Source organism: Pseudonocardia zijingensis, assembly GCF_042657305.1.
Classification (GTDB): Bacteria; Actinomycetota; Actinomycetes; order Mycobacteriales; family Pseudonocardiaceae; genus Pseudonocardia; species Pseudonocardia zijingensis.
On record NZ_JBHSKO010000043.1, the window covers coordinates 24,254 to 40,069 of the forward strand.

The 15,816-nt window shown below is 73.5% G+C and carries 14 protein-coding genes and 1 pseudogene; 9 read left to right on the top strand and 6 right to left on the bottom strand.

Annotated features, from left to right (window positions below; genetic code table 11):
• Positions 1 to 34: 34 nt before the first annotated feature.
• Complete coding sequence (locus tag ACFPL3_RS40515; protein ID WP_343940796.1) at positions 35 to 1,099, top strand: saccharopine dehydrogenase NADP-binding domain-containing protein; 1,065 nt, start codon at positions 35 to 37, stop codon at positions 1,097 to 1,099.
• A gap of 6 nt (positions 1,100 to 1,105) precedes the next feature.
• Here the strand turns inward: ACFPL3_RS40515 and gdhA are convergent, their stop codons facing one another.
• A complete protein-coding gene (gene gdhA / locus ACFPL3_RS40520) occupies positions 1,106 to 2,452 on the bottom strand; it encodes an NADP-specific glutamate dehydrogenase (RefSeq protein ID WP_343940797.1) in 1,347 nt (448 codons plus the stop codon).
• A 151-nt stretch (positions 2,453 to 2,603) separates the two neighbouring features.
• Here gdhA and ACFPL3_RS40525 point away from each other — a divergent pair, with 151 nt between their 5' ends.
• The 6 genes from ACFPL3_RS40525 to ACFPL3_RS40550 are packed head-to-tail and all read left to right on the top strand — an operon-like array spanning position 2,604 to position 9,290.
• On the top strand, positions 2,604 to 3,704 hold the full coding sequence (locus tag ACFPL3_RS40525) for a hypothetical protein (RefSeq protein WP_343940798.1): 1,101 nt from the start codon (positions 2,604 to 2,606) through the stop codon (positions 3,702 to 3,704).
• A 55-nt stretch (positions 3,705 to 3,759) separates the two neighbouring features.
• Positions 3,760 to 4,818: a LacI family DNA-binding transcriptional regulator gene (locus ACFPL3_RS40530; protein WP_343940799.1), complete on the top strand. Its 1,059-nt coding sequence runs from the start codon at positions 3,760 to 3,762 to the stop codon at positions 4,816 to 4,818.
• Positions 4,806 to 5,546 (top strand): MBL fold metallo-hydrolase, encoded by a 741-nt coding sequence (locus ACFPL3_RS40535; RefSeq protein WP_343940800.1) that lies wholly within the window; start codon positions 4,806 to 4,808, stop codon positions 5,544 to 5,546. The genes ACFPL3_RS40530 and ACFPL3_RS40535 overlap by 13 nt, the downstream gene beginning before the upstream one ends.
• Positions 5,547 to 5,577: 31 nt before the next feature.
• The gene (locus ACFPL3_RS40540; protein WP_343940801.1) at positions 5,578 to 6,879 is read left to right on the top strand and encodes an MFS transporter; all 1,302 of its coding nucleotides are present in this window, start codon (positions 5,578 to 5,580) and stop codon (positions 6,877 to 6,879) included.
• A 15-nt stretch (positions 6,880 to 6,894) separates the two neighbouring features.
• On the top strand, positions 6,895 to 8,013 hold the full coding sequence (locus ACFPL3_RS40545) for a mandelate racemase/muconate lactonizing enzyme family protein (protein ID WP_343940802.1): 1,119 nt from the start codon (positions 6,895 to 6,897) through the stop codon (positions 8,011 to 8,013).
• Between the two features lie 35 nt (positions 8,014 to 8,048).
• Positions 8,049 to 9,290: an MFS transporter gene (locus ACFPL3_RS40550; RefSeq protein WP_343940803.1), complete on the top strand. Its 1,242-nt coding sequence runs from the start codon at positions 8,049 to 8,051 to the stop codon at positions 9,288 to 9,290.
• Positions 9,291 to 9,299: 9 nt separating this feature from the next.
• On the opposite strand, the gene ACFPL3_RS40555 is transcribed toward ACFPL3_RS40550, so the two are convergent.
• Positions 9,300 to 9,917 (bottom strand): TetR/AcrR family transcriptional regulator, encoded by a 618-nt coding sequence (locus ACFPL3_RS40555; RefSeq protein ID WP_343940804.1) that lies wholly within the window; start codon positions 9,915 to 9,917, stop codon positions 9,300 to 9,302.
• A 103-nt stretch (positions 9,918 to 10,020) separates the two neighbouring features.
• Between ACFPL3_RS40555 and ACFPL3_RS40560 the strand changes: the two genes are divergently transcribed.
• Entirely contained in the window at positions 10,021 to 11,091 is a 1,071-nt protein-coding gene (locus tag ACFPL3_RS40560; RefSeq protein WP_343940805.1) for an alkene reductase, read from the top strand.
• A 4-nt stretch (positions 11,092 to 11,095) separates the two neighbouring features.
• On the opposite strand, the gene ACFPL3_RS40565 is transcribed toward ACFPL3_RS40560, so the two are convergent.
• Together ACFPL3_RS40565 and ACFPL3_RS40570 are read right to left on the bottom strand one after the other, a co-directional pair.
• A complete protein-coding gene (locus ACFPL3_RS40565; protein ID WP_343940806.1) occupies positions 11,096 to 12,079 on the bottom strand; it encodes a methyltransferase in 984 nt (327 codons plus the stop codon).
• A gap of 122 nt (positions 12,080 to 12,201) precedes the next feature.
• The gene (locus ACFPL3_RS40570; protein WP_343940807.1) at positions 12,202 to 13,287 is read right to left on the bottom strand and encodes an acyl-CoA dehydrogenase family protein; all 1,086 of its coding nucleotides are present in this window, start codon (positions 13,285 to 13,287) and stop codon (positions 12,202 to 12,204) included.
• A 90-nt stretch (positions 13,288 to 13,377) separates the two neighbouring features.
• Here ACFPL3_RS40570 and ACFPL3_RS40575 point away from each other — a divergent pair, with 90 nt between their 5' ends.
• Positions 13,378 to 14,283 (top strand): AraC family transcriptional regulator, encoded by a 906-nt coding sequence (locus ACFPL3_RS40575; protein WP_343940808.1) that lies wholly within the window; start codon positions 13,378 to 13,380, stop codon positions 14,281 to 14,283.
• Between the two features lie 6 nt (positions 14,284 to 14,289).
• Here the strand turns inward: ACFPL3_RS40575 and ACFPL3_RS40580 are convergent, their stop codons facing one another.
• Both ACFPL3_RS40580 and ACFPL3_RS40585 read right to left on the bottom strand, forming a co-directional pair.
• Positions 14,290 to 15,018, bottom strand: a complete 729-nt coding sequence (locus tag ACFPL3_RS40580) for a DUF2470 domain-containing protein (RefSeq protein ID WP_343940809.1) — start codon at positions 15,016 to 15,018, stop codon at positions 14,290 to 14,292.
• Between the two features lie 445 nt (positions 15,019 to 15,463).
• Positions 15,464 to 15,816, bottom strand: a pseudogene (locus tag ACFPL3_RS40585) (type I glyceraldehyde-3-phosphate dehydrogenase); the annotation flags it as partial.

Consider the following 15,816-nt stretch of genomic DNA (forward strand, 5'->3'; position numbering starts at 1 on the left):
GATGTCACAGTGAGACATCACAGGGGGGTCTTCCATGTCCGAGATCTGGGTCCTCGGGGCCACCGGGCGGATCGGGCGCGCCGTCACCTCCCGTCTTCGGGACCGCGGCCAGGCCGTGGCCGTCGTCGGGCGCGACGCCGGGCGCCTGCGCGCGGTGGCGGATGGCTCGGCCCGGGTTGTCACGGCGGGGTCGGCGGAGGCCGTCGCCGCCGAGATCACCCGGCAGCGGCCCACCGTCGTGGTCAACACCATCGGCGACTACGCGAACACGGCCGTGCCGATCGCCCGCGCCGGGATGCCGGGCGGCCACTACGTCGACCTGGCCGACGACCTGGTCGCCCTCCCCCGGCTGTTCGCCCTCCACGAGGAGGCGGCCGCGGCCGGCAGCACCCTGGTGACCGCCGCCGGGTTCGGCGCACTGGCGACGGAAGCGGTCGTGGTGGCCCTGTGCGCCGGGCGTGCCCGGCCCTCCCGGGTCCATGTCGACGCGCTGTCGTCGGTCGCCGTGGAGGCCGGCGTCGTGGGCGCGGCCTACGCCACGTCGATCGTCGACGTCCTGACCTCCGGTGGACGCCGCATCGAGGACGGCCACCTCGTCGAGACGCGGCTCGGCGCTGACCCGCGGCACCTCGCGTTGCCGGACGGGCAGACGGCGCGGGCGGCGGCGCTGCCTGCGGGCGAACTGCTCGTCGCCCACCGGGCCAGCGGGGCGCCGACGGTCACGGCGGCCTCCTCCCTCGTCCCGACGGGACCGCTCGCCCGGGCCGTGCTCCCGGTGGCGGCGCGGGCCCTGTCGGTCCCGGCACTGCGCCGCCTCGCGATCCGCGGGCTGGGCCGCGTGACGGTCGGGGCGCGGCCACGGCCCCGGCAGCACTCCTGGGGGCACGCGGTGGTCGAGTGGCCCGACGGCACCCGGCGGGAGGGATGGTTGCGCGCCGCCGACGGCATGGGCTTCACGGTCGACGCCGCCACCGAGGTCGCCGTCCGCCTCGCCGCGGGCGGAGGCAGGCCCGGCGCCGCCACCCCGGCCGTCACGTTCGGACCCGAGGTTGCCGTCGCGGCCGGCGCTCACCTCCTGCTGGACCAGGTCGGCGCCTGACGGGGATCAGACGAGCCCGAGCGCGAGCATCGCCTCCGCCACCCGGGCGTAGCCCGCGATGTTGGCGCCCGCCACGTAGTTGCCGGGCATGCCGTACTCCTCGGCGGTCTCGTAGCAGCGGGCGTGGATGCCGACCATGATCTCGCGCAGGCGCTCCTCGGAGTGGGCGAACGACCACGAGTCCCGCGAGGCGTTCTGCTGCATCTCCAGCGCCGAGGTCGCGACGCCACCGGCGTTGGCCGCCTTGCCCGGCCCGAACGCGACGCCCGCCTCCTGCAGCACCCGCACGGCGGCGGGTGTCGTGGGCATGTTGGCGCCCTCGCCGACGGCGATGCAGCCGCCCCGCACGAGCGCGTGCGCGTCCGCCTCGTCGATCTCGTTCTGGGTGGCCGAGGGCAGTGCCACCGCGCAGGGCACCTCCCAGACGGAGCGGCCCGCGACGAACGAGGTGTCGGCCCCGCGGCGGTCGGCGTACGCGCTGATGCGCTCCCGCCGCACCTCCTTGACCTCCTTGACGAGGTCGAGGTCGATGCCCTTCGGGTCGTGCACGAACCCCGACGAGTCGGAGCACGCCACCACCCGGCCGCCCATCTGGTGGACCTTCTCGATCGTGTAGATGGCGACGTTGCCCGAGCCGGAGACGACGACGTCCTTGCCGTCGAAGGACTCGCCCCGCGCGCGCAGCATCTCCTCGACGAAGAACGCGCACCCGTAGCCGGTGGCCTCGCGCCGCACCTGGGCTCCGCCGTAGTTCAGGCCCTTGCCCGTGAGCACGCCGGACTCGTAGCGGTTGGTGATCCGCTTGTACTGCCCGAACAGGTAGCCGATCTCGCGGCCGCCCACGCCGATGTCGCCGGCGGGCACGTCGGTGTGCTCGCCGATGTGGCGGTAGAGCTCGGTCATGAAGCTCTGGCAGAAGCGCATGACCTCGCGGTCCGACCGGCCCTTCGGGTCGAAGTCCGACCCGCCCTTGCCGCCACCGATCGGCAGGCCGGTCAGGGCGTTCTTGAACACCTGCTCGAAGCCGAGGAACTTGACGGTGCCCAGCAGCACCGACGGGTGGAAGCGCAGACCGCCCTTGTAGGGGCCCAGCGCGCTGTTGAACTCGACCCGGAAGCCCCGGTTGATGTGGATGTCGCCGCGGTCGTCCTCCCACGGGACCCGGAAGATGATCTGCCGCTCCGGCTCGCAGATCCGCTCGACGATCTTCGCGTCGGCGTACTCCGGGTGCTTGCCGACAGCGGGTCCGATGCTTTCGAAGACCTCGCGCACCGCCTGGTGGAACTCCCGCTCACCCGGATTGCGCGCCAGTACGTCGGCGTAGATGCGCTCCAGGTCGCCGTGCATCGGCACTCGCAACACCTTCCTCGCTCGTCCTGCTGCGCCGCGCAGCCCGGCCGAGCGTATGCGCCGCGACGGGAAACATGGCCGTCACAGCCCTGTCACGTGGTCGTCATCTCACCCCCGGACGCGTCCACGCGCCGGGTGGTGGGTACTCCCGTCCGTGTCCACCAGTCCGGAGATCGTGATCGGGTTGCTCGCCGACCCGAACCTGCCCACGCTCGTCGCCCGCACGCTGACCGCGGACCTGCCCGATGCACTGGCGGCGCGGGTCGGCGACGGGATCCGCTGGCGGATCGAGACCGTCCACGAGCCGTTCGAGATCGCGGCCAGCCACGACCGCGTGATCGACAAGGCCAGGGCCCGGGTCACCGACACCGGGTGGGACATCGCGATCTGCATCACCGACATCCCGATCGAGACCGGCAACGGCGTGGTGGTGGCCGACGTCGGCCACCACGACCGGGTGGCGCTGGTGTCATTGCCCGCCCTCGGCGCGGTGGGGCTGCACCGCCGCGCCCGCGAGGTCAGCTCGGCGATCATCGCCGAGCTGGTGACGCAGCTCGACGGGCCGCCGCCCGCGGGCGGGGACGGCACGGTGGAGCACGTCGGCACGGCCATCGGCTCGCGGCTTGTGCGCCGTGTCGCCCCGGTGGACCGCGACGTCGACACCGAGCTCGTGATCAACGGCCTGGCCGGCAGGCTGCGGTTGCTCGCGGGCACGGTGCGGGCCAACCAGCCGTGGCAGCTGGCTGTCGGGCTGTCCACGGCGCTCGCGGCGGCCGCGACCGGCAGCGCGTTCGGCATCCTCTACTCGGCGATCTGGGAGCTCGCCACCGTGCTCGAGCGGTGGCGGATGATCGCGGGCACGGTGACCGCCATCTGGATCTTCGTCGTGTGGTTGGTCGTCGGGCACGGCCTGTGGCAGCGGGGCCCGCGGCAGCGGCCGAACCACCTCGGCCTGCTCAACACCGCCACCGTGCTCACGGTCGTCACGGGCGTGCTCGTGTTCTACGCGGTGCTCTACGCGCTCAACCTCACCGCGGCCGCGCTGATCATCCCGCCGGACTTCTTCGCCGAGACGATCGGCAGGCCGGTCGACCTCGGCGACTACCTGCGCGTCGCGTTGCTGGCGAGCGGCCTGGGCACGGTGGCGGGTGCGGTCGGCTCCGGGCTCGAGGACGACGTCACCGTGCGCAGGGCCGCCTACAGCACCCGCGAGCAGCAGCGTCGGGCGACGTACCCGCGGCTGACCGACGCCTGACCGAACCCCGACCGCGGCCTTGCGTGATCTCGCGGCGGTATGTCAACGTTAACTTGTGGCAACGTTAACCGGGGGCGGCGAACCCGCGGCCACCGTGAAGACGGTCGCCGCGCACGCCGGGGTCAGCGCCCAGACCGTGTCCCGCGTGCTGCGCGGCACGGGCTACGTCAGCGAGGCGACCCGGGCCCGCGTGCTCGCCTCCGTGGCGGCGGTGGGCTACCGCCCCAACGCCGTCGGACGCAGCCTGCGGGCCACCCGCACCCCGATGGTCGGGCTGCTGATCACCGACATCACGAACCCCTTCTACGCCACGCTGCACAAGTCGACCGAGGCCGTGTTCCGCGAACGCGGCCTCACGCTGATGCTGCTCAACTCCGACGACGACCCCGCCACCGAGCGCACGCAGCTCGACCTCGTGAGCTCCTACCGGCCCAGCGGGCTGCTCGTCGCCCCGGCGGTGCACAGCACGCTCACCACCGAGGACCTCGCGGGCTTCGGGGCCGCGGTGCTCGTCAGCCGCACGCTGCCCGGCCTCGCCGTGCCCTCGGTCGTCACGAACGAGCCCGAGGCGATGGGCGAGGCCACCCGCGCGCTGCTCGACGCGGGCCACCGCCGGATCGTCGCCGTGCTCGGGCCCCGCGACGCGTCCACGACGCTGCGCCGCGAGTCCGGGTACCGCGACGCCGTGCGCGCGGCGGGCGCCGAGCCGATCGTGCGCTACACCGACCAGACCGGGCCGGGGGCCCGCGCCGCGATCCGGCGCGCCCTGCAGGCCGACCCCGGCCTCACCGCGGCCGTCGGCTTCAACGCGCCCGTCACCGAGGGCATCCTGCGCGGCCTGCGCGACGAGGGGCTCGAATGCCCCCGGGACGTGTCGGTCGTCGGGTTCACCGACGCCCCCTGGATGTCGTTCTACCCGCCGCCGATCACCGTGGTGGGTCAGCCCGTGGCGGCCATGGGCGAGCTCGCCGCCCGGCTCCTGCTCGACGTCCTCGACGGCAAGCCGGTCACCCCCGGCCTGCACGTCGTGCCCAGCGTCCTCCTGCGCCGCGAGTCGGTGGCACCGCCGCGCCCGCGCCCACACGACGAGAAGAGAACCCCGTGTACGAGCTGACCATCCTGTTCCAGGGCTTCCCCGGCCGCAGCACCTGCCACGGCGGCCTCGGCTGGAGCACGGTCGCCCTGCTGCGGGGCGAGGGGCGCACCGTCCTGGTCGACACCGGCGGGTACGGCTACCGGGCGCCGCTGCTGGCGCAGCTGGAGGAGCGCGGCATCGCGCGGTCCGACGTCACGGGCGTGGTGCTCACGCACTGCCACTGGGACCACATCTGCAACTTCCCGCTGTTCCCGAACGCGCATGTGGTCGTCCCGCGCCCCGACCTGGAATGGGCCGCGGCCCAGCCGATCGGCACGTGGGAGCTGCCCGAGTACCACGTCGAGGAGCTGGCAAGGGCCGAGCACGTGCTGCGCGCCGAGGACGGCGGCGAGCCGCTCCCCGACGTCCACGCGATCGCGACGCCCGGCCACACCCCCGGCCACTTCGCCTACCGCGTCGCCACCACCGACGGCCCGGTGATCTTCGCGGGCGACGCGGTGAAGAACGAGTACGAACTGCGCACCGGCGAGGTGGACATGACGCTCGACGCCGCGGAGAGCCGGCGCAGCATCGAGAAGGTCCGCGACCTGCTCGCTGCCGACCCGGCCCTCGTGCTGGTGCCCGGCCACGACCGGCTGCTGAGCCTGCGCGACGGCGAGGTGGTGGCGCACTCGCAGCTCGCGGCGGGCATCAGGGCCTGGCTGCCCGGCCGCGCCGAGCCGACCACCACGGTCGACCTCGCCTGACCCCTCCCCCCGAACGAAGAGGTTTCCCCGGATGCGCACCCCCCGGCGCAGGTGGTGGGTCTACACCCTCCTGTTCCTGCTCGTCGCGATCAACTACATGGACCGCTCCGCGCTGTCGGTGGCGGCGAGCCCGATCTCCGAGGAGTTCGGCCTCTCCCCCGGCCAGATGGGCCTGCTGCTGTCCACGTTCCTGTGGACCTACCTGCTCTGCCTGATCCCGGCCGGCATCCTCACCGACCGCATCGGCACGCGCTGGACCAACGCGATCAGCATCGCCGTCTGGTCTGCCGCCACCGTGCTCGCCGGCATCGTGCGCGGCTTCGGCGCGCTCGTCGGGGCGCGGCTGCTCATGGGCGTGGGCGAGTCGACGACGTACCCGGCCTGCGGACGTGTGGTGCAGGAGTGGGCCCCCGCTTCCGAACGCGGCCGCGTGGTCGCCACCTACAACTCGGGCGCCTACGCCGGCCCGGCGCTCGGCTCCCTCCTCACGGCCGCCCTGGTCACGGCCTACGGCTGGCGCACCGCGTTCGTCGTGCTCGGCGGGATCGGCTTCGTGTGGCTCGCGGCGTGGCTGATCTGGTTCCGCGACCCCGCCGACGCGCGCTGGCTGGGCGAGGAGGAGCGCGAGACGATCCTGCGCGAGCGCGGCCTCGCCCAGGAGGAGGCCGCCGGCACCGGCGCCGACTCCGCCGGGGTGCTGGAGCTGCTGCGCCACCGCAGCATGTGGGGCGTCGCGCTCGTGCAGTCGGCCGCGGTCTACACGCAGTACCTGTTCCTCACCTGGCTGCCCGGCTACCTCGAGCAGGCGCGCGGGCTGTCGGTGCTGCGCTCGGGCGCGTTCACGGCGATCCCCTACGTCGTCGCGATGGTGCTGGGGATCGCGATCGGCGTGGTCGTCGACCGGCTGCTCAGCGCGCAGGGCCGCACCACGGGCCGCCGCAGGCTCGTCGTCGCGGGCTTCCTGCTCGTCTCGTCGGTCGTGCTGCTCACGCCGTTCGTCGGCTCGATCACGCTCGTGCTCGTGCTGATCAGCATCTCGCTGACCTGCGTGTCCAGCGCCGTGTCGATGAACCTGGCCCTGCTGGCCGACCTGCTGCGCTCCCCGCGCCTCGCGGGGCGCGCGAACGGCATCGCGATGGTCGGTGGCAACACGTTCGGCATCGCGGCCCCGATCGTCACCGGCTACGTCGTGCAGGCCACCGGCAGCTACACGGCCGCGTTCGTCGTGGCCGGGGTGTTCCTGCTGCTGGGCACCACGGTCGCGCTCACCATGACCCGCACCCCGATCGGGCGGGCCGACCCGGCGCCCGAGCCGACCGCGGCGACGGCCTGACCGCAGGGGACCGCCATGAAGATCACCGCCGTCGTGCCGCACGTCGTGGTGCAGCGCCTGGACCAGCCGTTCGGGATGGCCCAGTGGCTCTGGGACTCCCGGGCGAGCTGCCTGGTGGAGATCCGCACCGACGAGGGCGTCACGGGCTGGGGCGAGTGCTTCGGCCCGGCCGACGCCAACCGCGGGCTCATCGAGTCGGCGTACGGCCCGCTGCTCGTCGGCCGCGACCCGATCGAGCGGACCGCGCTGTGGGAGGCGATGTACAACCGCAACCGCGAGTGGGGCCGCAAGGGCGTCTCGATCGCCGCGATCTCCGGCGTGGAGATCGCGCTGTGGGACATCGCGGGCAAGGCCGCGGGCCTGCCCGTGCACCGGATGCTCGGCGGGTCGCGGCCCGAGGCATTCCACGCCTACGCGTCGGCCTTCTACTACGCGGGCCCGTGGGAGGACGACCTCGAGGCCGAGGCCGCGCACCTGCTCGAGCAGGGCTACACCGCGTTCAAGATGAAGGTCGGCGCCCGCCCGGTGGACGAGGACGTGCGGCGGGTGCACCGGGTGCGCGCCGCGCTCGGCCCGGACGTCCGCCTGGCCGTCGACGCCAACCGCGGCTTCACCGCGGCCGAGGCGATCCGGTTCGGGCGCGGGATCGCCGACGCCGACCCGTGGTTCTTCGAGGAACCGGTGATCCCCGAGGACCTCGACGCCTACGCCCGCGTGCGCGCCGCGCTGGACGTGCCGATCGCGGGCGGCGAGTCGGAGTTCACCCGCTGGGGCTTCCGGGAGTTCCTGGCGCGCAACCCGGTGGACATCGTCCAGCCCGACGCCACGGCCTGCGGCGGCATCGCCGAGACGCTCCTGATCGCCGGCCTGGCGAGCGCGCACGGCGTGCCCGCGCTGCCGCACGTCTGGGGCTCCGCGATCACGGTGGCCGCCGGGCTGCACCTCATGACGGCCCTACCCACCGTGGTCCCGTCGCTGGCGCGCGAGCGCCCGCACGTCGAGCTCGACCAGGCGCCCAACGTGTTCCGCGACGAGCTGTCCGACCTGCGGTGCGGCCCGCTGCTCACCGTGCCCGACGGCCCCGGGCTCGGCATCGAGATCGACCGCTCCGTGATCGAGCGGCACCGGCCGTGACCCCCGACCCCACCCCGCAGCCGCAGGAGCCTGCCGTGACCTCATCCGCCAAGTGGTGGCGCATCGGCGCCGTCCTCATGTTCGGGCTGTTCATCGCCTACCTCGACCGGTCCAACCTGTCGATCGCACTGCCCGGGCTGTCGCAGGACATGGGCTTCGCCGGCCCGGACTTCGCCGGCACCTCCAGCTGGGCGCTCACCGCGTTCCTGTTCGGCTACCTGGCCGCGAACCTCCTGGGCGGGTTCCTCACCTACCGGGTGGACCCGAAGCTCACGTTGATCGTCACCGTCGCGGTGTTCTCGCTGTGCACGGTGCTCGCCGGGTTCGTCGACTCCGTCGGGCTGCTCATCGCGCTGCGGGTCGTGCTCGGGTTCGCCGAGGGCGTCTACTGGCCCCAGCAGTTCCGCGTGGCCAAGGCCTGGTTCACCGAGCGGGAGATGAGCAAGGGCACCGCGGTGATCCAGTACTACGGCCAGTACGCGGCGCTCGCGCTCGGCTTCTTCCTGCTCACCCCGCTCTACGACGCCCTGGGCTGGCGGCCGCTGTTCTGGGTCACCGGGCTCGCCGGGATCGTGCTCGTCATCCCGCTCTTCGTGGCGTTCCTGCGCTCGGCACCCCCGGGCACCCCGCCCGCGCTGCCGGCGGAGAAGACCCGCACCCGGATCCGGTTCGCCGACTTCGGCGGCCCGAAGTTCCTGCTGCTCGTGTTCAGCTACTTCTCCAACGGCATGCTGTTCTGGGGCATCACCCTGTGGATCCCGCTCGTCATCGAGTCGCTCGGGTTCACCGGCACCGGCCGTGGGCTGCTCGCCGCGCTGCCCTACGTGCTGTCGCTCGTCCTCACCGTCCCGATGATGACCCTCAGCGACCGCACCGGGAAGCGGGTGCTCATCGCCTCGTCCGGCCTGCTCGTCGGCGGCGCGCTCGTGGGGGCGCTCCCGCTCGTGGACAGCCCGGTGGGCAAGCTCGTGCTGATCTGCGTCGGCATGGGCTACTTCACCGCCACGTTCACGTCGAACCTGTGGGCCATCGCGGTCACCGACCTGCCGGCGCACCTCGTCGGCCCGGCCACCGGCATCATCAACGGCTTCGGGGCGGGCGGCGGCGGGATCATCGCGGGCTTCGTCGTCGGGCGGCTGCAGTCGGCCACCGGCTCGTACCTGCCCGGCTTCGTGGTGCTCGGGATCGTCGCGATCGTCGGCGGCATCGCCCTGCTGGCCTACGGGCGTCTGCGCCCGGCCGCCCCCGCACCGGCCGGAGCCGCAGCGGCCGCGTGAGGCCGGGCCTCAGGTGGCGAACGACCGGATGTGGGCGAGCGTGGCGTTCATGGCCGCGACCATCGGCTGCACGTCACGCACCGTCTGGGCCAGCACCTTGCCGCCCTGAAACGCCGCGAGCAGCGCGAACGCCAACTCGTCGAGATCGGCCTCCGGCCGCAGCTCCCCGCGGTCGCGCATCGCCGCGAGACCGTTGAGGATCAGGTCCTTCCAGCGCATGAAGCCGTCGGCGAGGTCACCGCGCGACTCCTCGTCACTCGCGCTCAGCTCCCCCGCCAGCGACCCGAGATCGCACCCGCCGCGGCCGTCGTTCTCCTGCTGGCGCTCGATGGCGGCGTCGGCCCACGCACGCAGGGCGTCGAAGCTGTCGAGCACGGCGATCCGCGGCTCGTCGGGGTGCAGCACGGAGTCGGCCTGCCGGGTGATGACCGCCCTGATCAGCGCCTGCTTGCTGTCGAAGTAGTGGTAGAGCTGGGAGCCGCTGACCCCGGCCGCGGCCCGCACGTCCTCGACCCCCACCCCGGCGACGCCGCGCTGCGCGATGAGCGCGGTGGCGGCCTCGACGATGCGGTCGCGGGTGGCTCGTCCCTTCGGGGTGAGGCGCCGCGGTTTCGGAGCGTCCGACACGCCGCCGAGCGTACCTGCACTGGGTTCCGCGACCCACAAATTCGGTGAGGCCCACCACAGAGCGTTGCCCCTGACACGGACGTCAGGTTCTAGCGTCGCAGTCATGAGTTCGATCTTCGACAGCTACCGACTGGGAGACCTGCACCTGCCCAACCGGGTCGTGATGGCACCGATGAGCCGCGTCCGCTCCGACGCGGACGGGCTCGCCACCGCCTCGATGGCCGCCTACTACGCCCAGCGCGCCACGGCAGGATTGATCATCTCCGAAGGCGTCCAGCCCAGCCTGCTCGGTCGGTCCGGCCCCTCGACGCCGGGTCTGCACACCGACACCCAGACCGCGTCGTGGCGCCAGGTCACCGCCGCCGTGCACACCAACGGCGGGCGGATCTTCGCCCAGCTCATGCACGCCGGCCGGATCAGCCACCCGGACACCACCGGCATGCAGCCGGTCGGGCCCTCGGCGGTCGCGGCGCGCGACGCGATGGTGTTCACGCCCAGCGGCCCGCAGCCCGCGCCCGTCCCGCGCGCGCTCGCCACGGACGAGGTGCCTCGCGAGGCGGAGTCCTACGCGCGGGCCGCCGTCCGGGCGGTCGCCGCCGGGTTCGACGGCGTCGAGCTGCACGGCGCCAACGGCTATCTCATCGGCCAGTTCCTCTCCAGCAACGCCAACCTGCGCACCGACCGCTACGGCGGGTCGATCGCCGGCCGGATCCGGTTCGCGGTGGAGGCGGTCACCGCCACCGCGGACGCCATCGGCGCCGGCCGCGTCGGCATCCGCCTCTCCCCCGGCGCCGGCATCTGGGACGCCGTCGAGACCGACGTCCCCGCGCTCTACGCGGCCCTGCTCGCCGAGCTCGCCCCGCTCGGGCTGGCCTACGTGCACCTCGAGGCCACCACCGACGAGGACGTCCTCGTGGGGCTGCGGCGCGCCTGGCCCGGCCCGCTCGTCGTCAACCCCTCCGACCCGAGGGGCCCCGACCCCGCCGACCGCAAGGCCGGCGACCACTGGCTCGACCTCGGCGCCGACCTCATCTCCTTCGGGCGCGCGTTCCTCGCCAACCCCGACCTCGTCGAGCGGCTACGCGCGGACCTGCCCCTCGCGGAGGCCGACCCGGACACCTACTACCAGGGCGGCGACACCGGATACCTGACCTACCCGGCCTACCGGTACTGACCGCTCAGGGCGTGCGCGACGCCTCGAGGAACGAGTACGGGCTGGGGGTCGCCACCACGCGGTCGAGCGTGAAGCCCGCCGAGGCGAGCAGCTGCGCGAACTCGTCCTCGGTGCGCTCCTTGCCGCCGCCCTGCATCCCGAGCATCACCAGGTCGACCAGCTTCGTCGGGTGCGGCTCGTCCCCCTCGGGCACGACCCCCTCCACCAGCACCAGCCGGGCATCCGGCCCGCCGGCCTCGCCGATGCTGCGCAGGATGCGCCGGCACGCGTCGTCGTCCCAGTCGTGCAGGACGTAGGACAGGACGTAGACGTCCGCGCGCGGTACCGCCTCGAAGAAGTCACCGCCGACCACCTCGACACGATCGGCCAGCCCGCGCTCCTCGAGGAACTTCCGCGCGTCCGGGACCACGTCGGGGAGGTCGAACACGACGCCCCGGCGGTCCGGCTCGCCCTCGAGGAGGCGGGCGAGCACGGACCCGCTCGCGCCACCGATGTCGGCGACCACCTCGCCCGGCGGCAGCCGGTAGCCCTCGAACATCGCCGCCCGCGGCCCTTCCGTCGCGAAGGCCATGGCCGAGGTCAGCAGCTCGACCCGCTCAGGACTCCCGGTCACCCACCGGAAGAACGGTTCCCCGAGGTAGAGGGTGGCCGCCGCCTCCCCGGTGCGGGCGGTGTGCAGCAACTCGCTGAACGGGAGGTAGTGCGTCTCCATCCAGAACAGCGCCAGCGGCCGCGCCGAATCGGGGCGGTTCGCCGAGAGCGTGGCACCCAGCGGCGTCGTCTCGACGGTGCCGTCGGGCAGGCGGCGGAAGATGCCCATCGGGGCGAGGGCCCGGATCAGCCTCGCCAGCGGCTCCGGCTGCGCACCGCATGCTGCCGCGAGGTCGGCGACGGTCATCGGGCCGTCGTCGAGCAGCGTGGCGACGTCGAGCTTCGCCACGACGTACAGCGCCTGCGAGGTCTGGAAGCCGCCGAGCAGCTCGGCCATCCGCATGCTCCGCGGAGCCCCGTCCCGGGGTCCCGCGGGATCTACCGTGGTCCCACCCGTCATCGCGTACTCCCTCGTGTCGGACCTTCCCCGCACCGTAGCGAGGGGAGCAACACAGCAGGTCAGACCGGTGCGAGCGCGGCACCCAGCCCCTCGGCCGCGAGGTAGGGGTTGACCTGCGGGTGGCGGCTGCCGACCGAGACGTCGCGCCAGAACCGCTGCAGCACGTTCGTGGTGGCGAAGCCGCTCGCGCCGTGGAGGTCGAGCATCCGCTCGACGGCCGCGCGGCAGTCGCGTGCTGAGTCGGCCGCCCGCATCAGCATGCGGGGGCCGTCGGCGACGTCGCCGGCGTCGACCGCGGCGGCGACGGTGAGCATCGTGTCCTCGGCGCGGTCCACCAGGTGCGCCGCCTCCGCGAGCCACAGCCGCGCCCCGGGCGACTCGCCCATCCGCGAGTAGGAGGACATGAACGGCACGCGGTCCGAGGCGAACATGGCCTCGATCGCGTCGAGCGCACCCCGGGCGGCGCCGACGACCGGGCCGAGCACCGTCATCGCGTACAGCAGCCGGTCGGCCACTGCGAACCCGCCCGCGCTCGTCACGCGGTCCGCGGGCACGAGCACGTCCTCGGCCACCAGCGTGTGGCTGCCGGTGGCCCGCATCCCGGCCATGCTCCACGTCCGCTCGACCGCGAGGTCGCTCACCGGCACGACGGCCAGCGAGAACGCGCCGTCCAGCATCAGCGCGAGCACCGCCCACGCCGCGTCCTCGCAGCCGGAGACGTTCGGCCACCGGCCGCGCAGCCGCACGCCGTCCGGTTCGCGCTCGCCGCGCCCGGCCGGCACACCCGAGCCGCAGCCGAGCACGTCGGGGTCGGCGAGCACCTCGAGCACCGCCCGCTCCGGGAAGTTCGCGACGACGAGGTTCTTCGACACCGCGCACGTCCCGGCGACCCAGGCCGTCGACGGGCAGAAGCGGCCCACGCCCACCAGGCTGCGGGCGATGGTCTCCGCGCGGGCACCCGCGCCTCGCCCCGGTCCGATCAGGGCGAAGAACCCGTCCTCACGCAGCGCGGCGAGGCTCTCGGCGGCGGGCCGGTCGTTCCGCTCCGCCTGTTCCACGTGGCCGCGCAGGACAGCCGCCGTCTCCGGGCGGACGTCGAGGCCGCGGGTCGCCCGGCCACCGGCACCCTTGAGGGGATCGATCATGATCCGAGCCAAGCAGAGCCCGCCCGGCCCGGACCATGTGCGCACCGCACTGATCCATACGCGCCTGGGCCCCTCGGTAGCATCGGGCGGGTGGACGTGCTGAGCGAGGTGGTTCGCTCCGTGCGGATCGGCAGCGCAGGCGCCCGGGTGATCCGGCAGTCGGGGGCCTGGGGCCTGAGGTTCCCCGCCTTCGCGGGCAGCGGCTTCCACATCGTCACCCACGGCACCTGCTGGCTGATCACCGAGCACGCCGATCCCGTCGCCCTGTCGCCGGGCGACGTGGTGCTCACCCTCACCGGCGCCGCTCACGGTCTCGCCGCCACCCCCTCGGCACTGGCCGACCTGCCGCCCGTGGTGATGGGCCCGTTCCCACCCGCTCCCGGGCCGTACGACGTCGAGTTCGTCTGCGGCGCCTACCGGCTCGCGCACGGCCGCGTACCGCAGTACTTCCGCGCGCTGCCCGACCCGATCACGGTCACGCCCGACCACGACGGCCACCCCGGGCTCCCTGCCTTGATCGACCTGCTGCGGGCCGACGTCTCGGGCCCGGGGCTCGGCGCGGGGGCCACGCTGCCCGCGCTGCTGGACCTGGTGCTGGTCCACGCGCTGCGCCAGTGGCACCACGCCACCGGGCGGCCGGAGACCGACGACCCCGCCGTCGCGATCGTGCTGCGCGAGATCCACGACGACCCCGGGCGGCCGTGGACGGTTGGCCGGCTCAGCGAGATCGCCGGGCTCACCCGCGCCGCGTTCACGAAGCGCTTCACCCGGGCGGTCGGCCAGCCGCCGATGGGCTACGTGATCAGCTCCCGGCTGCAGCGCGGGGCGCAGCTGCTCCGCCAGACCGACGCGCCGCTGGCCGCGATCGCCCGCCAGGTCGGCTACTCCACCGAGTTCGCGTTCTCCAGCGCCTTCCGCCGCGAGTACGGCGTGCCGCCGAGCCGCTTCCGCCGCCTGCCCTTCAGCCCCGAACTCGGCGACGGCACGAGCGGCTGACCGCGCTCAGCCGCGCCCCGCGGCCCGCGTGGCCCGGTACAGCTCCTGCATGGCGGAGCGCACCTCGTGCGCGCCGCGGACGGGCGCCGGGAAGTCGAGCCGGACGCGGCGCGCCGCCACCGCGGACCGGGCCAGGAGCGTGATCCCGAAGCGGTCGATGCCGATCGGCGTGACCGATCGCGCCCGGTCGACGAACGGGTCGCCCAACAACGCCGCCAGCGCCCGCACGTCAGCGGCGTGGTCGACGGCCAGGTGCGCCACCACCACGTCGCCGACGGTCGCCAGCGGGTCGCACGCGGCCGTGGCGAACTCGCTCACCGACACCGGGTCGTGCCCGAGCAGCACGCCACGCACGTTCACGCGCAGCAGCACCGCCGCGTCCACCGGCAACACGTCCGACGCCTCCCCCGACGCGGCCGCCATCAGCGTGTCCATCCCGGCCGGCACGTCGGGGTGGACGCAGAGATGCCCGCGGACCGTGACCCGGTCGACCACGCGGTCCGGCGACGGCACCGACGTCACCTGCGCCGCCCGCACCGTGCACCACGGCCGCAACCCGTCCGCCCACCGCGCGAGCGTGCCGCGCTCCGGCACGAGCAGCGCGAGCGCCCCGTCGGGCTGGACGCCGTGCACCGCGACCGTCTCGGCGCCGTCGGCGACCTCCACCTCGAGGGTGGGGGCACAGGCCAGCACGGTCCGTGCCCGCTCCCCCGCGCTCGGCCCGATCGCCGCCACGCCACCACCTCCACTCAGGTAAGCCTCGCCTAATATCGCAAGCGAAGGTGATGTTGACAAGCGCTGCGCCCATGATCCCGCGGGCCGCTGGTTCCGCGGAACCCGACCGCGGCGCGACAGCCCCATGATCACCGGCCGGGAGCGTTTCCCGACACCTGGCCCTGGCGTCGGGAAACGCGCCAATCCGCTGATCAAGCCTCACCATGGCGCGGCCACACGGTCATCCACACGCACGAGATCGACCTGACGGTCCGCCGCCCAAGATCGATTGATGGTGTCGTCGACGTCGAGCGTGTGGACAACACCCTCGGCCCATGGACCACCGGATAGTCGCCCCGCAGCCCATCTCCGACAGACCGATGCGAGCCGCGGTCGAGGATCGCGCCACTCGCCCAAACCCAACCCCTGCGCGAGCAGCCCTCCGGCCGGGTTCCGCCGAACCCGCTCAGAGCCTCGAGGCCACCAGGTCGGTGATGTCCACGAGCCGGTTGGAGTAGCCCCACTCGTTGTCGTACCAGCCGAACACCTTCACCTGGTTGCCGATCACCTTCGTCAACGGCGCGTCGTAGATGCACGAGGCCGGGTCGGTCACGATGTCCGAGGACACGATCGGGTCCTCGCTGTAGCGCAGGTACCCCTTGAGCGGGCCCTCCTCCGCAGCGGCCCTGTACGCGGCGTTGACCTCCTCCACCGACGCCTCGGTGCGCAGGTCCACCGTCAGGTCCGTGATCGACCCGGTCGGCACCGGCACCCGCAACGAGTACCCGTCCAGCTTCCCGTTCAGGTGCGGCAGCACCA